This is a genomic window from Synechococcus sp. H55.7 (assembly GCF_047462395.1).
Taxonomy (GTDB): Bacteria; Cyanobacteriota; Cyanobacteriia; order Thermostichales; family Thermostichaceae; genus Thermostichus.
In genome coordinates this window covers 1-20,357 of the sequence record NZ_JANSJD010000016.1, presented here as the reverse complement: position 1 = coordinate 20,357, position 20,357 = coordinate 1, and the positions used below count along the sequence as shown (strand labels likewise).

The window sequence follows — 20,357 nt, the reverse complement described above, 5'->3', positions numbered from 1 at the left end:
CTTAGGAGCGTATCAAAAACTGCCCAGGGAGAGAAGCAACACAGGATCCCGGAAAGCAACAGCCGGGGTGAGCGATCCCTGCCAACCTGCTATTGACAGCAGTGAGAGGCCACGCAGCAAGGCGAAGGGTGGGCGTGGTCATGGGTGGCACAGGCTTCGCTGCAGTAGAGTTGGCCTTCGTAGCGATAGCCTTGGCTGCTTTCGAAGCTGCAGTTGCAGTGTTCGCAGGCGCAACGAACAAGGGTGGTAGCAGACATGATGTTTTCTCCTTGCTTGAACTGAGGGATCCTCTTGTCGAAGATCTGTGTCCCTATACCCTAGCGGTTGCTCGGCAGCGGCGCCGGAACAAGAATCAGACTCATTTGTGGCGATTCCAAATCACAGCAACCACAACTCCCCCTCTGGGAGAGGGGCTGGGGGTGAGGTCATCGCGGCAGAGGTTAAGAGAAGCCCATAGCCCTCTGGCTGGTTATTGACTATGATGCGGGCGTGGGGTGTGAATAAGTACCTAGACAATGGCAACCCAACGCATTTGCTTTGCTCAAGTTTCAGATGTCCACCTGATGCCCGAGACGGGCTGCCGCTGCTGGTGGATGTCCGATTCCCCTCGCCGCCAGTTGCAAGCTGCCGTTGCCCATCTCAACCAAGTACCCGATCTGCGCTTTGTCCTGTTTACCGGCGATCTGGTGGATCAAGCCGATCCGGAGAGCTTTGAGTTGTTCCGGGAGATTCTCGCCCAACTGCGGGTGCCCTACTACCTCAGCCTGGGCAACCACGATGTCGATACCTTGAGGAGAAAAGGGCGCTTCAACCGGGATCAGTTCATCCGTTGGTGCCAAAGCCAATTCCCCCTGTCCCCAGCTCCTACCGGTTATGTCGATTACAGCCTTTCCCCTCTGCCCGGGATCCGCCTGGTTGCCCTCGACGCTAGTTTAGGACACTTCCCCTTGCCTCAGGGTGTGCTGCGTCCCTCGCAACTGCACTGGCTAAGCGAACATCTACAAGCGGTGCCCGAGGAATGGCTGATTCTGCTCATCCATCAGCCTCCTTTTATCTCCCCCACCCAGATGGATGCGGTCTTGTTCCGCAAGTACCGGCTCCGCAGCGAGCAAGCCTCGGCACTACACACCCTCCTGGCCAATCACGGGCGGGTGGTGGCGGTGTTGAGCGGGCATCTGCATGTGCCGAAGGTGTATGTGCGAGATGGGATCCCTTACCTGACGGCACCTCCGCTGGTGGGGCCGGTTTCGGCTCTGCGGGTGTTTGAGCTGGATATCAACCCACGGCGAGGGGTGTTGCGCTACCACTGGGTTCACCTGCCGGAGCTGGATCCCAGCCCCCTCTGGCACGGCTTGGTTATGGGGATCCGACGGGATCGCTGGGGACAAATCCCCCTCCGTGCCAGGGGATCCCGATCCCTACCTCTGCCCGCCGCTGCCTCGTAGCCCAAAAATCCCAAAGCTTGACCGAATTAGTGTAGATTAATAAAGACGAGGATCGTTGCATTCGGTGTCTTCCCCCTATGACAGCAAGCCTTTCTTCTTCTTCTTCTAGCCGCTGGGAGCTGGCGGCCCAGGCCGTGCGAGAACAGTATCAGCCCCAGGTAGCCTCTCTGAGCGAGCACTTTGAGCCCTTGTCGGCCAGTGACTTGCTGGCCTGGGGGGTAGAGGAGTTTGGAGATGGGCTGGTGCTGGCCTGTAGCTTGGGCCCGGAAGACCTGGTGTTGATCGATCTGCTCACGGCCATTCGCCCGCAGGTGCGCGCCTTTTTCCTGGATACCGACTTTCACTTCCCGGAAACCCTGCAACTGCAGCAACAGGTGTTGGCCCGCTACCCTCACTTGCAACTGGAGATCTTCAAACCTCTGCTCACCCCCGAAGAGCAGGCGGCGCAATATGGGCCAGAGCTGTACCGCACCAACCCCGACCTCTGCTGCAACATTCGCAAGGTAGAGCCCCTGAATCGCGCCCTGGCCAACTGCACCACCTGGATTACCGGGATGCGCCGCGAGCAATCCCCCACCCGCGCCGATATTGGCAAGGTGCAGTGGGATGCCAAGCGCAACCGCCTCAAGCTCAACCCCCTTGCCGACTGGACAAACGGCCAAGTCTGGAAATACATCCTCGCCCACGGGATCCCTTACAATCCCCTGCACGATCGCAACTATCCCAGCATCGGCTGCCTCCACTGCACGGCGCCGGTAGAGCCGGGGGCGGATCCCCGCTCCGGCCGCTGGAAGGGCACAGCCAAAACCGAGTGTGGTCTGCACACATAGCCTATGAACACGGCTCCTGTCCTGGAGGTGGCCCGGTTTGAAATTACCCCCGGCTCGGAGGCTGCTTTTGAAGCTGCCATCGGCCAGGCTTTCGTTTATCTGCAACAAACCGATGGCTATCGGCAACACCAACTGCAGCGCTGTTTGGAGCACCCCCAGCAATACCTGCTGCTGGTGCAGTGGGGATCCCTAGAGGCCCATCTGGTCAACTTCCGCCAATCGGAAAACTTTGTCCGCTGGCGTGCCCTCATCGGGCCCTACTTTGCTCGCCCGCCGCAGGTGTTGCACTACCAGTTGTTGGCCGGATCCGAACATCCCTTCGATTTAAATTTGCAAAAATAGGATGCCGGTTCAGCACCCACTCTCGAGTCAAGCTGATTCTCAATCGCACGGGTTGAATGTGATATTATCAATTTCCGACCTTCCGCCCAGGTGTGCGTCGGCATCGCTCAGAGGGGCTGTTAACTCAGTGGTAGAGTACCACCTTGACACGGTGGGAGCCGCTGGTTCAATTCCAGCACAGCCCATGTCCTTCAGAATCCGCTTTGGGGGCAAGCTACAGGGCTAGGTTGAGCTGCTCCTGGGTATTTTGTGGGAGCGGGACTTCATCGAGGTCGATGAGGCGTACAGTTCACAGGCAAGTTTCTTGGATAATGCGGATGCCAATGCCGCTGCCAACCTGCGGGGGAAAGTAGTGGATGTCACGGATTCTCTCGGGTGTTGACGGGAGTAATGGTTGGCTAAGGGCCAGGCCTGTCGGGAGAGTTGCCCTGCAGGCTTGCTCAAGAGGCTGGGTCAAAAAATTGAGCAACGGCCCGACAGAGTTCGGGGACGACGTCAGCAGGCCAAAAACCTTCGCCGCGCCGGCCCTGGTGCAACTGCAGGTAGAGGCCCCAGGCGGTGGCGCTGCCGCTGGCTATCAAAGTCAAGACAGGGAAAGTCTGCTCCAGTGTAATGCTTTCCTCCGCCATCAGTTGGGAGGCGATGGCCGCCAGATCCTGCTGCAGGCGCTGCACCCCTTCCGCAAACGCTTGCCACTCCTCTTGGGTGAGCTCCAGCGCCCAAGTCTCTCCCCCCACCAGGGCCACAAAGGGGGAGCGGGAGGGATCCCAGCCCAGCCGCCAGCCGGATCCCTTGCGCAAAGCAGAGCGGGCCACGTCAGGGCTCCGTCCGATGGGGAACTCCTTGTCGGGAACAGCATCCATAGGGCTTTGCACCGCTGCCGGTAGGCCAGAAAAGATGCGGGTACAATCGACAGGGTGTGTTTTAGGATAAAGCGGCCATGGCCAGTTGTCAGTCTCCTACTGCCCAACCTCGCCGGTTTTTAAGGACTCCGCTCCGCTGGCGCAAACAAAGCACCTTCATTTCCGGCTTGGGCCTGTTGCTGACAGCCTTGGTGCTCCGTGCCGCTGACGCGACCGGGGTGCGCAAAGAGGCCGAGAACCCTGTTTCGCCGGCGCGATTGTCCGCGGCGGCCACCCCCGAAAACCCGATCCTACACGTGGGCATTGTGCAACGCTTTGGCCTTTCTGAGCAAGATCAGGTGGAATTGGCAGCGCCGCTGGGGTCTTTCCTCACCCTGGAATTTGCTCAAGCAGACGGCAGCACCCAGACGCAGCGCCTCCCACAAGTTACTGTTGGGATCGTCAACCGCGCCCTGGCCAGCCCGGAAACCGTGTACCGCCTCATCCTCAGCAGCCACAAAAGCTTCGAGAGCGCCGAGGCCAGCGCCAACTACTGGGAATCTCTGGGCATCCACACCGAGATCGCCCAACCGCAGGAATGGCAGGTGTGGGCCAACCGCGCCTACACCCCCCAACAACTGATCCAGATTCAGCAATATGCCCAGAAAGAAGGGATCCCTCAGGTGCGGCTGGAGGTGCAGGAGCGACGCGAACGGGCAGAGCTGAGCTGGGTGCATGAGCATTTTCGCTACCACCGCACCCGCCTCCGGGTGACCTCCGATGCCGGCTATTTGCGGGTGAACGACCGCTACTATGCCGGATCCATTACCCTTCAGCCCAATGCCTACGGCAGCTATACGGTGGTCAACGCTGTGCCCTTGGAAACCTATTTGCGGGGGGTGGTGCCCCATGAGGTGGGGCCAGGGGCTCCCTTTGCCGCCATGGCTGCCCAGGCGATTTTGGCGCGCACCTACGCCCTCAAGAACCTACACCGCTTTCGGATCGACGATTACCAGCTCTGTGCCAACACCCACTGCCAGGTTTACAAGGGGCTGAGCGGCACCCACCCACGGGCCGACGAAGCCATTCGCCAGACCAGCGGCCTGGTGCTCACCTACAACGGCGAGCTGGTGGATGCCGTTTATTCTTCCACCAACGGCGGCGTATCGGCGGCGTTTGAAGAGGTTTGGGACGGGGAGCCGCGCCCCTATCTGCGTCCGCAGGTGGATATCGCCCACCCGCCCGATAAGCCCTTCGATTTGCGGCAGGAGAACGACTTGCAAGCCTTCCTGGCCCGGCGGGAGGGTTTTAATGAATCGGGGGTGTCGCGCCTCTTCCGCTGGGAGTTCTCCCAATCGCTGGAGGAGCTGAATGCCCAGTTGCGAGCCGGCCAAGACTATCTGGGGATCCCAATGCCCATTTGGAGCAGCATTGCGGGGATGGAGATTCTGGAGCGCTCTGTCAGTGGCCGGGTGCAGGCGCTGCAGTTGGACTTGCAGACGGCGGAAGGGCTCCACTCGATTCTTTTGCGCAAGGATCAGGTGCGCTTGGCTTTTCCCCGCCTCTACAGCACCCTATTTCGGATAGAGCCTCTAAAACAAGGGGAGCGACTGGTAGGCTATCGCTTTATCGGCGGCGGCTTTGGCCATGGGGTGGGCCTGAGCCAGTACGGCTCCTATACCTTGGCGCGGCGGGGGTTGAACGCGGCGCAAATCCTCGCTTTTTATTACCCCGGCACCACCTTGGCCCCGCTGGGATCCCTATCCCTGCAGTTACCTGCCGCCGCAGGGGCCTACTCTGTCCGCTAGAAACAAAGGCTGGGGAAGGCCATGGCTGAAGAAGAGCTACGAGCGCAGAGCCAAGAAACCCCTGCTGGCCCTCAGGGAAAAGCGCCCGCTGAACCGCAGCCCTCTCGCGTCGCCGATGCGCTTCCAGTTGCCCCGCCGGGCTTTAAGTCGGGGTTTGTGGCGCTGATCGGGCGGCCCAATGTGGGCAAGTCCACCCTGCTGAATGCTTTGGTGGGCCAGAAGATCGCCATCACTTCTCCCGTGGCCCAGACCACCCGCAACCGGCTGCAAGGGATCCTCACCTTGCCGCAAGCCCAGATCATCTGGGTGGATACCCCCGGCATCCACAAGCCCCATCATCGCCTGGGGGAGATCTTGGTGCACAACGCCCAGGCTGCCATTGCCGCAGTGGACGTGATCCTCTTCGTGGTGGATGGCTCGGTGCCGGCGGGACGTGGGGACACTTTCATCGCCGAGCGGATCCCTGCTGCTACCCCCTGCATCCTCGTCTGCAACAAAGTGGATCTACTGCCCAAAGAGTCTGCCGCGCGCCAGGCCCACCAAGAGAGCTACCAAGCCCTGCGCCCCGGTGCCCCTGTCATCTGGGTGTCGGCGCTGGATCCCGGCAGTTTGGCGCCCCTCATCCAGGCCACCATCGATCTGCTGCCCACCGGCCCCTACTACTACCCGCCGGATTTGGTGACGGATCAGCCGGAGCGGTTCATTATGGCAGAGCTGATCCGCGAACAGGTGCTGCTGCATACCCGCGAGGAAGTGCCCCATTCGGTGGCCGTGACCATCGACCAGGTGGAAGAAACCCCCACCGTCACCCGCGTCTTGGCCACCCTCTACGTGGAGCGGGACTCGCAAAAAGGGATCCTCATCGGCAAAGGCGGGGAAAGGCTCAAGCAGATCGGCCAGGCCGCCCGTCTACAGATTCAAAAGCTGATCCTGGGCAAGGTCTACCTGGAGCTGTTCGTCAAGGTGCGGCCCCACTGGCGGCGCTCCGAGCACCTCCTGCGCGACTTGGGCTATAGGGCTATGCCCCCCTAGCGCCGAAATGTAGACTCTCCTCTGGGAGCAGCGCCGGCGGCAGGGAGCGTCTCGATGGGGCTGGTTTATAGACCACGATGCTGGATTCTGGCCGGAATTCTTGCGTCAGCCTGGATAGCAAAGCCCCTGCAGCTCAACGGAGTCTCTATACGGAGTTTTTATACGGAGTTTTTATATTGAGCGTTATATTGGGCGTTTTGGGGTGAGGTTAACGACAATGTTGCGACTGTACGGGATCCCAACTTCTGGGAACTGCTACAAAGTAGAGCTGCTGCTCAAGCAGTTGCAGATCCCCTACGAGACGGTTGAAGTCAATTCTAGGGTCGGAGAAAATCGCCGCCCCGAGTACCTGGCCAAGAACCCTCTGGGCCAGATCCCGGCTTTGGAGCTGGAAGACGGGACCGTCCTGGCCGAGTCTGCCGCGATCTTGGTTTACCTGGCAGAAGACACCCCCCTCTACGGCCAAAACAAGTTGGAACGGGCCGAGATCTTGAAGTGGCTATTTTTTGAACAAACCCGCATTGCCCGCTACATTGCCACCACTCGCTTCTGGGTGCGGGCCGGCCAAGCCGAGGCCCACGCCGACTTGATCGCCCAGAACTTGAAATTCGGCACAGATGCCCTGGAGATCATGGAAGGCCATCTGCAGGGGAAGGCGTTTTTCGTGGGCAACCGCTACACCATTGCCGACCTTGCCCTCTTCACCTACACCCACGTGGCGGAGCAAGGTGGGTTCGACCTCAAACCCTTCCCCAACATCCGCGCCTGGTGTGAGCGGGTGAAAACCACCGACCGCTTCTTCCCCCTCCCTGGTGCCTAGAACTTGCTGGCGGCGGCTCCTTCCCTCCCCCTGCAGCCGACCGAGTTGGATTTTGCTTCCAAGCCTATCGGAGGATTCCTCACCCCCAGCCTCTCTGCCCAAGGGAGGGGAAAACTGGAAATCGCTGCAACGAAGGGCTCCAGCGGCATTTGGGATCGCCTAGGCTGCCCCGCTGGCCACCCCATTGGAAGCTGCCGGAAGCTTGGCGAGCCTTAGCGCCCCTTTAGCTCTCGCTGGATCTCTCGCTGGGTTTGCCGCTCTTTAATGGCCTGCCGCTTGTCGTGGAGCTTTTTGCCGCGGGCCACGCCCAGATGGGCTTTGATCCAGCCGCGGTTGAGCACCAGCCTCAGGGGAACCACGGTCAGGCCCTTTTGCTCCACCAGGCCCCGCAGCCGGTCGATCTCGCGGCGGTGCAACAGCAGCTTGCGGCGGCGGGTGGGATCGTGGTTGAACACCTTGCTGGCGGTGCCATGGGGGGAGATGTGCAGGTTGTGCAGCCAGGCCTCGCCATCGCGAAAGAGGGCAAAAGCGTCTTGTAAGTTGGCTTTGCCCGCCCGTATCGATTTCACCTCTGTGCCGGTCAGTTGCAGCCCGGCTTCGTAGGTCTCCAAGATTTCGTACTCGAAGCGGGCGCGACGATTCTCCACCAGGGTTTTGACGTTGGGATCCACAGCCATAGGCTTTCAGAATAGAGCTCCGTCCTCCAGAGGGCCTAACGAGAGGCCAGGGATCCCTCTAATTTTTGCACTGCCCGTCCCACGAGGCGCTCGGCTTTGCCGCGCCAACGAAAGCGAATGGGGGTGCCTGTGAAGTCGAGGTTTTGCCGGAAGTGCTTTTCCAAGTAGCGGCGGTAGTTGTCTTTGAAGAGATCGGGATCGTTGACAAACAGGAGAAAGGTGGGAGGTTGCTCCGCCACTTGGGTGCCGTAGTAGATTTTGCCCTGCTTGCCTTGGCGGTTGGCGGGGGGCGATTGCCAGGCGAGGGCATCCTGGAGCACCTCGTTGACCACGGCGGTGGCGATGCGCTTGCGATGGGCGGCCACCACCGTATTCACCTGGGCAAAGATCTTGTGGGTGCGCTGCCCGGTGAGGGCGCTGATGAACAGCAGCGGCGCCCAGTCGATAAAGTAAAGCTTGTCGCGAATCTCGCGGGTGAACTCGTTGAGGGTGTAGGTATCTTTGTTTTCGACGGCATCCCACTTGTTGACGACGACGATACAGGCGCGGCCTTCTTCTTCGATGCGGCCGGCCAACCGCTGATCCTGCTCGGTCACTCCCTCGAGGGCGTCAATGACCAGCAGCACCACGTCCGAGCGCTGGATGGCTTTGAAGGCGCGGTTGATGCTGAAAAACTCCACTCCATATTCCACCCGGTTTTTTTTGCGGATCCCGGCGGTGTCGATGAGACGGTAGGGCTGCCCTTCCCAGGTAACGACGGTATCGATGGCATCGCGGGTGGTGCCGGCAATGGGGCTGACGATGGCCCGCTGGGATCCCACCAGGCGGTTGAGCAGGCTGGACTTGCCCACGTTGGGCCGGCCGACAATGGCCACGGCGATGGGATCCGCTGCTGCTGCAGCTTCGTCTACCTCAGGCAAATGGGGCAGCACCGCCTCCAACAGCTCGGCCACCCCGTTGCCGTGGATGGCGGAACAGGGGATCGGCTCCCCCAGCCCCAACTCCCAAAAAGCCGCCGCCTGGGCCAGGCCCAGTTGCCCCGACTCGCACTTGTTGACGGCCACCACCACCGGCAGGGGTTGTTTGCGCAGCCAATCGGCCACTTCCCGATCGGCGGGGGTCAGTCCCTCACGGCCATCTACCACAAAGATCACAGCGTGCGCCTCCGCCATCGCCGCCATGGCCTGCTGGCGGATGTGGGGCAAGAACTCGCTGTCGTCGCCAAAGACCAGGCCGCCGGTATCCACCACCTGCAGGCGACGCCCGTTCCACTCCACCTCTTGGTAGAGGCGATCCCGCGTGATGCCCGGCTCATCGTGGACAATGGCGGAACGCACCCCCGCCAGGCGGTTGACGAGGGTGGACTTGCCCACGTTGGGGCGACCCACAACGGCCACAAGGGGTAAAGCCACTGCTCTGCCTTGCCACAAAACCGAACTTAGATTTCTATCCTAGCCTTTGGGATCCGAGATACCCAAGCTCGGCCCTGCTTCGCATTGCTTCAGGTGCGGGTCTGGCGGTAAGCTGTGCAGTTAACCCCAAGTGAGCCAGGTGTCGGCTTGCCTTTCTATTTGTATGAACCGCGCTCTCGTCCCCGCCCAACGCTTGAACAAGCTGCCTGCCTACGTCTTCGCCCGCTTGGATGAGCTGAAGGCCCGCGCCCGCCAGCAGGGGCTAGATTTGATCGATCTGGGCATGGGCAACCCCGATGGGCCCACCCCCCAGCCGGTGGTGGAGGCAGCCCAGGCGGCCATCGCCGATCCCGTCCACCACGGCTACCCTCCCTTCGAGGGCACGGCCAGCTTCCGCCAGGCGATCACCGATTGGTACCGGTGCCGCTACGGGGTGGAGCTGGATCCCAATGGGGAGGTGCTGCCTCTTTTGGGATCCAAAGAGGGCCTGACCCACCTGGCCTTGGCCTACGTGGATCCGGGGGATCTGGTGCTGGTGCCCAGCCCCGCCTACCCGGCCCATTTTCGCGGGCCCATGATTGCCGGCGGGCAGATCTACCCGCTGCTGCTACGCCCCGAGAAGGAGTGGCTAATTGACCTGCAGGAGATCCCGCCGGAGGTGGCCAAGCAGGCGCGGGTGCTCTACTTCAACTACCCCAACAACCCAACGGCGGCGGTGGCGCCCCGCTCTTTTTTTGAAGAAGTGGTGGCCTTTGCCCACCGCTATGAGCTGATTCTGGTGCACGACCTGTGCTACGCGGAGCTGGCCTTTGACGGCTATCGGCCCACCAGCCTGCTGCAGATCCCCGGCGCCAAGGACTTGGCTGTGGAGTTCCACACCCTCTCCAAAACCTACAACATGGCCGGCTGGCGGGTGGGCTTTGTGGTGGGCAACCGCCAGATCATCCAGAGCCTGCGCACCCTGAAAACCAACCTCGACTACGGCATTTTTGGCGCACTGCAAAAGGCGGCCGAGACGGCTTTGGCCCTGCCAGAGAGCTACCTACAGCAGGTGCAGGAGCGCTACCGCCGCCGGCGCGACTATCTCATTAGCCGCCTGGCGGAGCTGGGCTGGCAGATTGAGCCGCCGCGGGCGACGATGTACCTCTGGATCCCGACCCCCCGCACTGCCGATGGCACTCCTGAGGGATCGACGGAGTTTGCCCTGCGGGTGCTGGAATCTACGGGCGTGGTCGTAACCCCTGGCAACGCCTTTGGGGAAGGGGGGGAAGGCTATGTGCGAATTAGCCTGATTGCCGATTGCGAGCGCTTGGGCCAGGCCATCGACCGCTGGGCGGAAGCCGGGATCCGCTATTGCTGACCCCCGACCCCTCTCCCCAAGGGAGTTGCCCAAGCGCTCCGCGCCGCTAACGCGACCACCCCCAGCCTCTCTCCCCAAGGGAGTTGCCCAAGCGCTCCGCGCCGCTAACGCGACCACCCCCAACCCCTCTCCCTTAGGGAGTTGCCCAAGCGCTCCGCGCCGCTAACGCGACCACCCCCAACCCCTCTCCCTTAGGGAGTTGCCCTCACCCCCAACCCCTCTCCCTTAGGGAGAGGGGAGTTGGTACTGCTCTACGATGCGCCGGGCAAAGGGAGGGACATGCTGCTCCAGCTTATGGGGGTAGTGGCGGCGCAGGTAGAGATAGTTGCGGACAAAGTGGGAATCAATGGAAAAGCGGGCATATTCCAGGCCACGGGGCCCAAAGCGCTGGATTGCTGCCCCCAGGATCCGAGCCAGCCACATGGGCAAGCTCAGGGCTTGCTCGTAGGCTTGGATCCCCTGCTGCACTGCCGCCCGCCGGGATCCCTGCGAGATCACCGGTTGGGTTTCCAGCTCTTCCCAAACCAGATCCAAGAGCTCCCGCCCGCGCCAGTTGCGCACCAGCAGCCACTGCCAGCCAAAGGGGGATCCCATGTAGCCCACCACCAGATCTGCCAGGCCGTTGACGTAGTCGAAACAGGTAAGGCAAGAGGGGGCAAATACGTCCTTGAGTTCTTTGGTCTTAAGGCCGAAAAAAGGCACCTTTTCCACCGAGCCGTCTTCGTGTTTGAAGTGGATGTGGAAGTCCTGCATGAACTCGTAGTGCACCACCGTTTGCGGGGAGCGGCTGGTGGTTTCCAAAAACTTCTGCAGGCCGGCGCGGCTGACATTGTCCACACAGGGCGTGCCCAGCACGTAAAGCCTCTCTAGGCCCAGCTTTTTCTCCACCGCCCGCAAAGCCTGGATCTGACAGCCCACCCCGATAACCAAGAGGCGCTTGAGACCACTTTGCTCCACCTGCTCCAGCACGGAGAGATTGGGGGAGAGGGTTGGCTTGTTGACCCGCGCCGCCAAAACCGCCTCCGGAGTACGCGCCAAGACAGTCCGTGGCTGAAAGCGATCCTGGGGATCCGCCTGCACGCACACCACCCCTTCTACTAGGCCGCTGCTGAGGGCCTTCATGCCGATGCTGCTGACGATGCCCGTCCACTGGGCACCCGGGATCGGATCCCGCCTGCGGGCCGTGTACATTGCCTCGTAGACGCCGAAGTAGTCGCTGTCGCTGACGGCAGCCGACTCGGAGCGCAGCGACTCTCGGGATCGCCCGTGGGTCTGCTCTTCCAGGTGGGTAAACTGCTGGTTTAAGAAGGCACAGGCTTCTTTGACGTAGGCGACATAGCGGGTATCGCAGAGGCCGCACTGGCTGCACAGCTCTTTGGCCGGGTAGTGGCCGGAGCGGATGGGCCGAGCCGGACGCGGTAAACGGGATCCCATGGGTTCTAGACCGTAGTGGACAGAGGCACCCTGACCGGTTACCTCACTTTCTTCAGTTTGCTGCCAAAACGACGGACAAGGGCAGAAAAGTTGAGGGATCCCCCATCCTACTGGCCACCTTCACCGCCGCCCAGTGAGGCCCACAGCTCGACCACCCCACTGGACAGCAGAAGTTCTCTCGGCGGCCCCTCAGCCCCTGCCCAAACCACTTTCGAGGGCCCAGCGGGCCAGCTCGGTGCGGTTGTGCAAGCCAGTTTTGCTCAGCATGTTGCTGACGTGGCTTTCGACGGTGCGCTGGCTCACCCCCATCACCTCGGCAATCTCGCGGTTGGACATCCCCCTGGCCACATGCTGGAGCACCTTGGTTTCCGTCGGGGTCAGCTCAATTTCCCGCTCCAGCTTGATGACCGGCTGAATGCCGACACTTTGCATTTGCAACAGGCGCTCCGTGTGCTTGAGAACCGACTCCACCTGGGCCACCAGCTCTTCCGCTTCAAAGGGCTTGACCAGGTAAACATCTGCCCCCGTATTGAGCCCGCGCACCCGATCCGCCGTTTGCCCGCGCGCCGACAAAAAAATCACCGGGATCCAGTCCGTCGCGCTGTTGGAGCGAATGGTCTGGACGAACGTGTAGCCATCCATCTCTGGCATCATCACATCGCAGATGATCAAATCCGGCGTGAAATGGCGCATCGCCTCTAACCCTTCTTGACCGTTGCTCGCCGCCACCACCTCATAGCCGCGAAACTCCAGGTAGTCCTTTACCAGCAGGATCAGGTTGGGATCGTCATCGACAAGCAACAGTCGCTTTGGGTTGTCCACGGCTGACCTTTTGAGCGCTAGAAGAGGGAAAAAGCAGGGATCTGCTTCCCTAACCTTTGTCTAGGGAAAACAAACCACGATGGGTGCTTTCCTATGGCACACCCCTAGCTTAACTAAGTAGCAGCCTGGGGTAACTGTATCCTACCCTCAGAGCTCAGAATACCATATGGAAGTGGAAACTGCATGCTTGAGAAATGCTGGCAACAGTATCTCTACGCAATTTGGGGATCTCAATTGGTAACTTGATCCCAGAAACTTGTCAGAACTTGCCCCTCCCTTGGAATCGCAGTGTGGAATACGTAACCACAATCTACCGGAAGGCCTGTATCCCATAGGTGTCTCATGTATACATAGTACCGTATACCCATATTCTCTTTAAGTATTGATGTGCAAAGATTGCCAGTTCTCGTGTCTGCATGTCTTCTGGCCGGGGTTTCCGCGTGGGCAGGCGGGCAGAGCTGGTGGAAAATGGAGGAGAGCCTGCGCTTCAACGACAGCCGACATGGGGAGAGAGGGTGGAAAAGGGCACGCTGGTGGAGTTTCGCCACAATAACGACCGTGTGTTGGCCGTGGTTCAGGGCACCGAGGGCAAAAAGAACCTACTGCTGGGCGTGGCTTCGGGGCAGGTGCACAGCGTTCACCCTCGCCAAATTACCTTTGCCTTGAATGGGGGATCCAGTTTCACGGCTTCCGACATTCCCGGCTTTTGGCAGGCGGTGCAGGCGAAGTTGGATCCCGAAAGCTTAGCTTTGGCCTGGGAATTGGTTCAGGAGGAGCGCCGGCTCCTGAGCCTGTCGGAGATGGCCCAGTTGTTGTTTTCCGACGATTCCCCGGTCTCTACTTATGCTGCTTACCGCCTTTTGAGTGAGGATTTCATCTACTTTAAGGCAAAGGGGGAAGGCTACGAGCCGCGTACCCCGGCGCAGGTGAAGGAAATCCGCCATCAAATTGCCGTTACCCAGCAGCGGCAGCAGGAACAGGCCGAGTTTGAGGCCCGCCTAAGGGCAGCGGTGGCCCAGCCTGGGCAAAAGTACACTTGGACCCCAGCGGAGCGAGCCCGTCTGGAGCTGCTGGAGCGCCTAGCTCTGCAGGGAGCGGCGGCCAGCATTCGCAGCCACGAGGATCTCTCCCACAACCTCACCCCCTCGGATCGGGAACGGGCCTCGCAACTGCTGCAACTGATGGGATTTCCCGACACTCCCCAAGGAGCCTTTGACGCCCTGGTGGCCCTGGGCCTGTGGAGCCGCCACGAGAACCTGGCTCTGCGCCTCACCGGGATCCCCACCCAATTTCCCAAGGAGGTGGAGCGCTACACCCAAACTTTGCTGGGCGGCCCTCCTCCCTTCCTGGATCCCCATCTGCGCCGCGATCTCACCCATCTCCACACCTACACCATCGACGACGCCAGCACCCGCGATATCGACGATGCCCTCAGCGTCGAGTTTTGGTCGGATGAGGAGATCAAGCTCTGGATCCACATTGCCGATCCCAGTTGCTGGGTACAGTGGGGGGATCCTTTGGATCTGGAGGCCCGCCGGCGGGGCACCAGCGTCTATTTGCCCGAGCGGGTGATCCCGATGTTTCCACCGGAGCTGTCCACCGGCCTGATGAGCTTGGTGCAGGGGGAGGTGCGGCCTGCCCTCAGCTTCGGCATCCGGCTGGGATGCGACGGTGTCGTGCGCAACTACGAGATCTGCCTTAGCCAAATCAAGGTCAACTACCGCCTCACCTATGACGATGCCGACGAGATGCTGGAGTTGGGGGCAGAGGCACAACTGACGGCCATTGCCCGGGCCGCTCGCTGGCGCTACGCCTGGCGCCTGGCTCAAGGGGCCATCCAGATCGGCCTGCCGGAGCAAGATATCAAGGTCATGGACGAGATCCCCCACCTGCGTGTTATTGAGGATACGCCGGCGCGGCAGATGGTGGCGGAGATGATGGTGCTGGCCGGTGAGGTGGCTGCTCGCTTTGCTTGCCAAAACGGGATCCCGGTGCCCTATCGCCTGCAGCCGGCCCCTGAGCTCCCCCCGCCGGAGGTTTTGGATCTGTATCCCCAGGGGCCGGTGAGATCTTTTGCCATCATGCGCTGTCTATCGCGGGCAGAGGTGGCCACCCAACCGGGGCGACATACGGGGCTGGGTCTCGATGCCTACTGTCAAGTAACTTCCCCCATTCGCCGCTACCTGGATCTGGTGGCCCACTACCAGATCAAGGCTTTCTTGCGCGGGGATCCCTTGCCCTTGACCGAAGCCGAGGTGCAGCAGTTGTTGCTGGCCATTGAGCCGGGCACTGCAGAAGCGGTTCAAGTGGAGCGCAAGTCCAAGCGCTACTGGAGCATTGAGTACCTGCGCCAGCGACCGGGGCAGATTTGGCGGGCCTTGGTCTTGGGCTATCTGCGCGAGCAAGAAAACCTGGTGCTGGCCCTGCTGGATGAGATCGCTTTTCGGGTGCCGGTACGCCTAGAACGCCAGGTTCCTCTAGCAGCTTGGATTGAACTGGAAGTCGTGCAGGCGGATCCCCGCGCGGATGTGATCGAGCTGCGCGAGGTGGGACGGGATGCCCCTTAACCTGACGCTTACCCAATCTCCCCAGGTAATTGATACAACGGAGGGGGAAGGTCTCATAATGTCTGGACTGCGAATTTCTCTGGGGGGATCCCATGACCGCACAAAGCTCTGGCCCGCCTCCGATTGTTTACATTCTTTTGCTGGCGATACTGGGGGGAGGCGGCTGGTATGCCTATCGCTCCGGCCTGCTTGACTCTTTCCTGAATCGAGGGAACGTGCCTTCTGTCCCCAGCCAGATTCCGGCTGCCCAGCCACAGGCACCGACGGCACCCAACCTTCCCCAGGCGCAAGCCCCCAATCTGCCTGCCGGCCCGGTTAAGCTGGACACTTCCCTGCCCAACCCGGCGGTGCTGCAGATGGATGGCAGCGTCACAATGGTTCGCCTTGTCTTGGCCTTGAAGTCAGGCTACAGCCAGCGCAACCCCGGCATTCCCCTCACCTACGGGATCCCGGATGGCAAACCCAACGGCTCCAATGCCGGCCTCAAGGCCCTGATGGAAGGGCGCATCCAGATGGCCGCCAGCTCCCGCCCCCTCAATGCCAGCGAAGTGCAGGCCGGTTTGCAGGCGATCCCGGTGGCCAAAGATGCCCTGGCGGTGGCGGTGGGGGTGAACAACCCCTACAAAGGCGGCCTGACGCTGCAGCAATTGGCCGATATCTTCCAGGGTCGGATCACCAACTGGAGTCAGGTGGGCGGCCCGGATCGCCCAATTCGCGTTCTCAACCGCGCCCCCCAGAGCGGCACCTACACTGTCTTCCAAGAGCTGGTGTTGCTGGGGCTGCCCTTTGCCCCCGACAACCCGCCCTACTTCACCACCGCCACCGAAGATGTCACCACCCCTCTCCTGCGGGCTTTGGGAGAAGACGGCATCACCTACAGCACCGTGGATCAGGTGCAGAACCAGCAAACGGTGAGGATGGTGCCCATCGACGGCCAGATGCCCACCCGCGAGGCTATCCAAAGTGGCCGCTATCCTCTGGCCCGCAACGTGTTTTTGGTAGCACCTCAGAGAACCAGCCCTGCGGTGGCCGATTTCATCAACTATGCCCTCTCGGATCAAGGCCAACAAATCATTGGCCGCACCGAGTTCATCCCCCTTCGATAGCAACCCACAGCGGCAGCGGCGCGGAGCCGGTTGCGATGGCAGGAGTCACTATTGGCAAAGCCTGCACTCTAGGCGCCAGCAGGAGTGCGGGAGTATGTCACAGTTCAATTCTCTCGGCGCATGGCGCTCTCGTGCCACTTGCCCAATACCCTCTCCGATAAGGCGCCTAGGGAAATGAAGATCAGGATCCCCAAGCCGGTAACCAAGATCAAGGCTGCAAACATGCGCGGCACCTGCAGGTTGAAGCTGGAGATCAAGATCTGGTAGGCGATCCCAGCTCGCTGCCCACCGGTACCAGCCACGAACTCCGCCACCACCGCCCCAATCAAAGAAAGGCCGCCGCTGATGCGCAGGCCCCCCATGAAATAGGGCATGGCGCTGGGCAGCCGCAGGTAGATCAAGGTTTGCCAACGATTGGCCTTGTACAGTTGAAACAGGTTGAGCAGGTTGTGATCGGCGCTGTTCAACCCCAGAGTGGTGTTGGAAAGAATCGGGAAAAAAGCCACAATCCACGCGCAGACCACCATCGCGGCAAAGGTGTTGTTGCGCAGCCAAATGATGATCAGCGGCGCGATGGAGACAATGGGCGTTGTTTGCAAAAGCACCGCATAGGGGAAAAAGCTGCGCTCGATCCACTTGCTCTGGGTGAACACAATCGCCAGCACAAGCCCGGATACGGTGGCGGCCAAAAAGGCCACCACCGTGATCTGCAGAGTAATCAACAGAGAAGGAAAAAGCGTTCCCCAGTCGCGGATAAGGGTTTGCGCCACCAAAATCGGCCCCGGCAAGAGATAGTGGGGCATTCCTGTCACCCGCACCGCCACTTCCCAGCCCACCAAAAAGAGGATCCCGACAATAACGGGGGCCATCACCTCCAGATTGAACCAGCGGCCCAGATCCAACCCCTTTGCCGGCGCAGCACTCGGCCCAGCAGCGGCAGCCGTGGGTTGGAACCTGAGTTGTTCTCTAACCGCTCCGGTCAGCCTGGGCGGAGCCCAATCCGGCCAAGGCAGAGACAAGCGCTCCGCCGCGCCAAGGGATCCCAGCCGGCGATACAGCCAATTGAAAAGGGAGAGGAAAGCATCGAACATATCCTGAGGTTGATGAGGAAGGGGGCTCTACACAACAGGGAACACCGTCAAGGAAGGGATCCCGTCAGCGCGAACGTCCGGCCGAGAGGGGACGCAGATAAGGCTCCTGAGCCGCGCCATACATGGCTTCCTGGAGACGAGCCGACACTTCACGGCAGTAGTCGTTGTAAAGGGTTGAGGTGCGAAACTCTTCCGAGCGGGGATAGGGGGCATCGATGGGAATATCGGCTACCACCCGGCCCGGACGAGCCGCCATCACCACCACGCGGTTGGAAAGATAGACAGCCTCATAGATGTTGTGAGTAACAAAGATGACCGTCCAGTGCTTTTCTTGCCACAACTCCAGCAGCTCGCTGTTTAGCTTGCTGCGGGTGATCTCGTCCAAAGCACCAAAAGGCTCGTCCATCAGCAACACCTGCGGCTTGGTTACCAAGGCGCGAGCAATGGAAACCCGCATGCGCATACCGCCGGACAGCTCGCGGGGAAAATGGCGCTCAAACCCCCGTAGGCCCACCAGTTCTAGAGCTTCCAGAACATCTCGATCGGCTTTTGGCTTGGGCTCACCGGCCAACTTCAGGGGCAGGCGCACGTTGTCCATCACCGTTGCCCAGGGCATGAGGGCCGGCTCCTGAAACACAAAGGCCAATTTGGGCTCTCCTTGGGAGGTGTTTTGCCCCCATTCGATAGAGCCGGTGGTTAGGTCACCCAGCCCTGCGATCAGCCGCAGCACCGTGCTTTTCCCACAGCCAGATGGCCCCACCAAGCTGACAAACTGCTCCTCTTGGATGGTCATGTTCATGTCTTGCAAAGCCACCGTGCCATTGGCATAGGCCTTGCTGACATGGCTAAGGGTAATGACAGGGGCAGGCATGGCTTGCAGTTCCTAGGGGAGGGGACAAGAGGGTACCTTGCAAATCCAGCAAAGAGGAGAGAAGGTTACACAGGCACACCCCATACTTTAAAAATAACCCTCTCTGCCGCCTCTGCTTGGTTAGTAGAACTACAACTTTTGCCCTCAGGACGGGTTTTCAGAAGGTTTCTCAGGCAAAACTTGCCCTGAACCCAAACCCGAGCCGCAAGCCGCTATGATATTGCCGACCCCCACCTGGCCGAGGAACGCATGGGATCCCAATTTAAACCGGTTGAAGGTGCCGTCACTGCCCCACAAGGGTTTCGAGCTGCTGGAGTGGCCGCCGGCCTCAAGCCCTCAGGAGCTGCGGATCTGGCCTTGATCGTTGCTGACTGCGAGGCGGTGGGGGCGGGTGTTTTTACCACCAACCAGGTCAAGGCCGCTTGTGTTACCTACAACCAAGGGATCCTCGCCCAAGGGCAGCCGGTGCAGGCTATTCTCTGCAATGCCGGCCAAGCCAACGCCTGTACCGGAGAAGAAGGGGAACGCAACAACGCCCAACTGGCCCTCTGGGTGGGAGAACGGTTGGGGATCCCGGCCCAACAGGTGCTCACGGCCTCGACGGGGGTGATCGGGCGGCAATTGGAAATGGCCAAAATTGAGGCAGCCCTGCCCCGCCTGATCGACAGCCTCTCGCCAGCAGGAGGGGAGAGTGCTGCCCGTGCCATCCTCACCACCGACCTGGTGACCAAAAGCGTTGCCCTAGAGGCCGAGATCGACGGGTACACCGTCCGGCTGGGGGGCATTGCCAAGGGATCTGGCATGATCCATCCCAACTTGGCCACGATGCTGGCTTTCTTGACCTGCGACGCGGCTGTAGATCCCCATCTGTGGCAGCAGATCCTCCAGCAAGCTGCCGACCTCAGCTTTAACCAAATCACCGTGGATGGGGATACCAGCACCAACGATATGCTCCTGGCCCTGGCCAATGGCCGGAGCGGGATCCCGGCTATTCAAGCCGGCACAGCAGCCGCCCAAACTTTGGCGGAGATGGTCAACCAAGTTTGCATCCATCTGGCCAAGGCCATTGCCCGCGACGGGGAGGGGGCGACCAAGCTGCTGGAAATCCGCGTCCAAGGCGCCCCCGACGACAGGTCGGCTCGGCAGATGGCCCGTGTGATCGCCAGCTCTCCCTTGGTAAAGGCGGCAGCCTTTGGCAACGACCCCAACTGGGGACGGGTGGCCGCCGCCGCCGGTCGGGCCGGGATCCCTTTTGACAGCCGCTGCTTGGAGATTCGCTTGGGAGATTTTCTGCTTATGCAGGCGGGCATGCCCCTGAATTTTGATCGCCAGGCGGCTTCTGAGTACTTGAAGGGGGATCCGGTAACCTTCACGGTGGATCTCCACCAGGGATCCGGCCAGGGCATGGCCTGGGGCTGCGATCTCAGCTACGATTACGTGCGCATCAACGCCGAATACACCACCTAAAGGAGGGATCCCATTATGACCACCGAATCGAACGCGAGTGTGGCCCCAACCAGTCCTCCGATAAAAGACTTAGAGCCGATACATTTACGCTGAACATTGCTGTTCGCAACAGCGGGACGGAGTCCCCATATTGCTACCCAGCAATGAAGCGATGGCATCCCGCTCATTGCTGAGCAGAAAGGCGGCATGCCGCGACGCCCTGAGGAAGATCTCCAGGGCTCCATGCTGGCGCTTGGCATTATAGCTGGCCGCCTCTCTCGGCGCGACATACCTAGCTGTGCTAAACCTCGGCTACGCTGAGCATAGTGTGGGCTATTTTTCAGAGTAGTTCAGTCTATCGCCGACTAGGTAAAACTCCATAGACCAGCAAGGTGATTTGTGCGGTCAGCATGATTGGGAAAGCCTTGTCCTCTCTCGGTTTAGCTTAATCG

18 protein-coding genes and 1 tRNA gene are annotated in these 20,357 nt (G+C 60.6%); 11 read left to right on the top strand and 8 right to left on the bottom strand.

Annotated elements, in window-relative coordinates:
- Nucleotides 1–89: 89 nt before the first annotated feature.
- Nucleotides 90–257, bottom strand: a complete 168-nt coding sequence (locus NW851_RS09105) for a hypothetical protein (protein ID WP_414337946.1) — start codon at nucleotides 255–257, stop codon at nucleotides 90–92.
- A gap of 258 nt (nucleotides 258–515) precedes the next feature.
- On the opposite strand from NW851_RS09105, the gene NW851_RS09100 reads away from it, so the two are divergent.
- The 4 genes from NW851_RS09100 (at nucleotide 516) to NW851_RS09085 (ending at nucleotide 2,802) form a co-directional block, all read left to right on the top strand.
- On the top strand, nucleotides 516–1,445 hold the full coding sequence (locus NW851_RS09100; RefSeq protein WP_414337943.1) for a metallophosphoesterase family protein: 930 nt from the start codon (nucleotides 516–518) through the stop codon (nucleotides 1,443–1,445).
- 77 nt (nucleotides 1,446–1,522) lie between these two features.
- Entirely contained in the window at nucleotides 1,523–2,275 is a 753-nt protein-coding gene (locus tag NW851_RS09095; protein ID WP_414337940.1) for a phosphoadenylyl-sulfate reductase, read from the top strand.
- A 3-nt stretch (nucleotides 2,276–2,278) separates the two neighbouring features.
- A complete protein-coding gene (locus NW851_RS09090; RefSeq protein ID WP_414333826.1) occupies nucleotides 2,279–2,617 on the top strand; it encodes an antibiotic biosynthesis monooxygenase family protein in 339 nt (112 codons plus the stop codon).
- 113 nt (nucleotides 2,618–2,730) lie between these two features.
- A tRNA-Val gene (locus NW851_RS09085) sits at nucleotides 2,731–2,802 on the top strand.
- Nucleotides 2,803–3,057: 255 nt separating this feature from the next.
- Here the strand turns inward: NW851_RS09085 and NW851_RS09080 are convergent.
- A complete protein-coding gene (locus tag NW851_RS09080; protein ID WP_414333827.1) occupies nucleotides 3,058–3,480 on the bottom strand; it encodes a DUF1818 family protein in 423 nt (140 codons plus the stop codon).
- Nucleotides 3,481–3,557: 77 nt separating this feature from the next.
- On the opposite strand from NW851_RS09080, the gene NW851_RS09075 reads away from it, so the two are divergent.
- The 3 genes from NW851_RS09075 (at nucleotide 3,558) to NW851_RS09065 (ending at nucleotide 7,119) form a co-directional block, all read left to right on the top strand.
- Nucleotides 3,558–5,267, top strand: a complete 1,710-nt coding sequence (locus NW851_RS09075) for a SpoIID/LytB domain-containing protein (protein ID WP_414333829.1) — start codon at nucleotides 3,558–3,560, stop codon at nucleotides 5,265–5,267.
- Nucleotides 5,268–5,288: 21 nt separating this feature from the next.
- The gene (gene era / locus NW851_RS09070) at nucleotides 5,289–6,299 is read left to right on the top strand and encodes a GTPase Era (RefSeq protein ID WP_414337936.1); all 1,011 of its coding nucleotides are present in this window, start codon (nucleotides 5,289–5,291) and stop codon (nucleotides 6,297–6,299) included.
- 217 nt (nucleotides 6,300–6,516) lie between these two features.
- Complete coding sequence (locus NW851_RS09065; RefSeq protein WP_414337933.1) at nucleotides 6,517–7,119, top strand: glutathione S-transferase family protein; 603 nt, start codon at nucleotides 6,517–6,519, stop codon at nucleotides 7,117–7,119.
- A gap of 212 nt (nucleotides 7,120–7,331) precedes the next feature.
- On the opposite strand, the gene smpB is transcribed toward NW851_RS09065, so the two are convergent.
- Both smpB and der read right to left on the bottom strand, forming a co-directional pair.
- The gene (smpB, locus tag NW851_RS09060) at nucleotides 7,332–7,796 is read right to left on the bottom strand and encodes an SsrA-binding protein SmpB (RefSeq protein WP_414337930.1); all 465 of its coding nucleotides are present in this window, start codon (nucleotides 7,794–7,796) and stop codon (nucleotides 7,332–7,334) included.
- A 35-nt stretch (nucleotides 7,797–7,831) separates the two neighbouring features.
- A complete protein-coding gene (der, locus tag NW851_RS09055) occupies nucleotides 7,832–9,208 on the bottom strand; it encodes a ribosome biogenesis GTPase Der (RefSeq protein ID WP_414337928.1) in 1,377 nt (458 codons plus the stop codon).
- A 163-nt stretch (nucleotides 9,209–9,371) separates the two neighbouring features.
- Here der and NW851_RS09050 point away from each other — a divergent pair, with 163 nt between their 5' ends.
- Entirely contained in the window at nucleotides 9,372–10,568 is a 1,197-nt protein-coding gene (locus NW851_RS09050; protein ID WP_414333839.1) for an aspartate aminotransferase, read from the top strand.
- A 225-nt stretch (nucleotides 10,569–10,793) separates the two neighbouring features.
- Here NW851_RS09050 and NW851_RS09045 read toward each other — a convergent pair whose 3' ends face one another.
- The gene (locus NW851_RS09045; protein ID WP_414337926.1) at nucleotides 10,794–12,002 is read right to left on the bottom strand and encodes a Coenzyme F420 hydrogenase/dehydrogenase, beta subunit C-terminal domain; all 1,209 of its coding nucleotides are present in this window, start codon (nucleotides 12,000–12,002) and stop codon (nucleotides 10,794–10,796) included.
- A gap of 189 nt (nucleotides 12,003–12,191) precedes the next feature.
- A complete protein-coding gene (locus tag NW851_RS09040) occupies nucleotides 12,192–12,824 on the bottom strand; it encodes a response regulator transcription factor (RefSeq protein WP_414337924.1) in 633 nt (210 codons plus the stop codon).
- Between the two features lie 416 nt (nucleotides 12,825–13,240).
- On the opposite strand from NW851_RS09040, the gene NW851_RS09035 reads away from it, so the two are divergent.
- Nucleotides 13,241–15,391 (top strand): ribonuclease catalytic domain-containing protein, encoded by a 2,151-nt coding sequence (locus NW851_RS09035; protein WP_414337922.1) that lies wholly within the window; start codon nucleotides 13,241–13,243, stop codon nucleotides 15,389–15,391.
- Between the two features lie 92 nt (nucleotides 15,392–15,483).
- Nucleotides 15,484–16,497: a phosphate ABC transporter substrate-binding protein gene (locus NW851_RS09030; protein ID WP_414333846.1), complete on the top strand. Its 1,014-nt coding sequence runs from the start codon at nucleotides 15,484–15,486 to the stop codon at nucleotides 16,495–16,497.
- A 104-nt stretch (nucleotides 16,498–16,601) separates the two neighbouring features.
- On the opposite strand, the gene NW851_RS09025 is transcribed toward NW851_RS09030, so the two are convergent.
- The gene (locus NW851_RS09025) at nucleotides 16,602–17,588 is read right to left on the bottom strand and encodes an ABC transporter permease (protein ID WP_414337918.1); all 987 of its coding nucleotides are present in this window, start codon (nucleotides 17,586–17,588) and stop codon (nucleotides 16,602–16,604) included.
- A gap of 64 nt (nucleotides 17,589–17,652) precedes the next feature.
- Nucleotides 17,653–18,459, bottom strand: coding sequence for an ABC transporter ATP-binding protein (locus NW851_RS09020; RefSeq protein ID WP_414333849.1), 807 nt, complete (start codon nucleotides 18,457–18,459; stop codon nucleotides 17,653–17,655).
- 249 nt (nucleotides 18,460–18,708) lie between these two features.
- Between NW851_RS09020 and argJ the strand changes: the two genes are divergently transcribed.
- A complete protein-coding gene (gene argJ / locus NW851_RS09015; protein ID WP_414333851.1) occupies nucleotides 18,709–19,926 on the top strand; it encodes a bifunctional glutamate N-acetyltransferase/amino-acid acetyltransferase ArgJ in 1,218 nt (405 codons plus the stop codon).
- Nucleotides 19,927–20,357 lie beyond the last annotated feature (431 nt).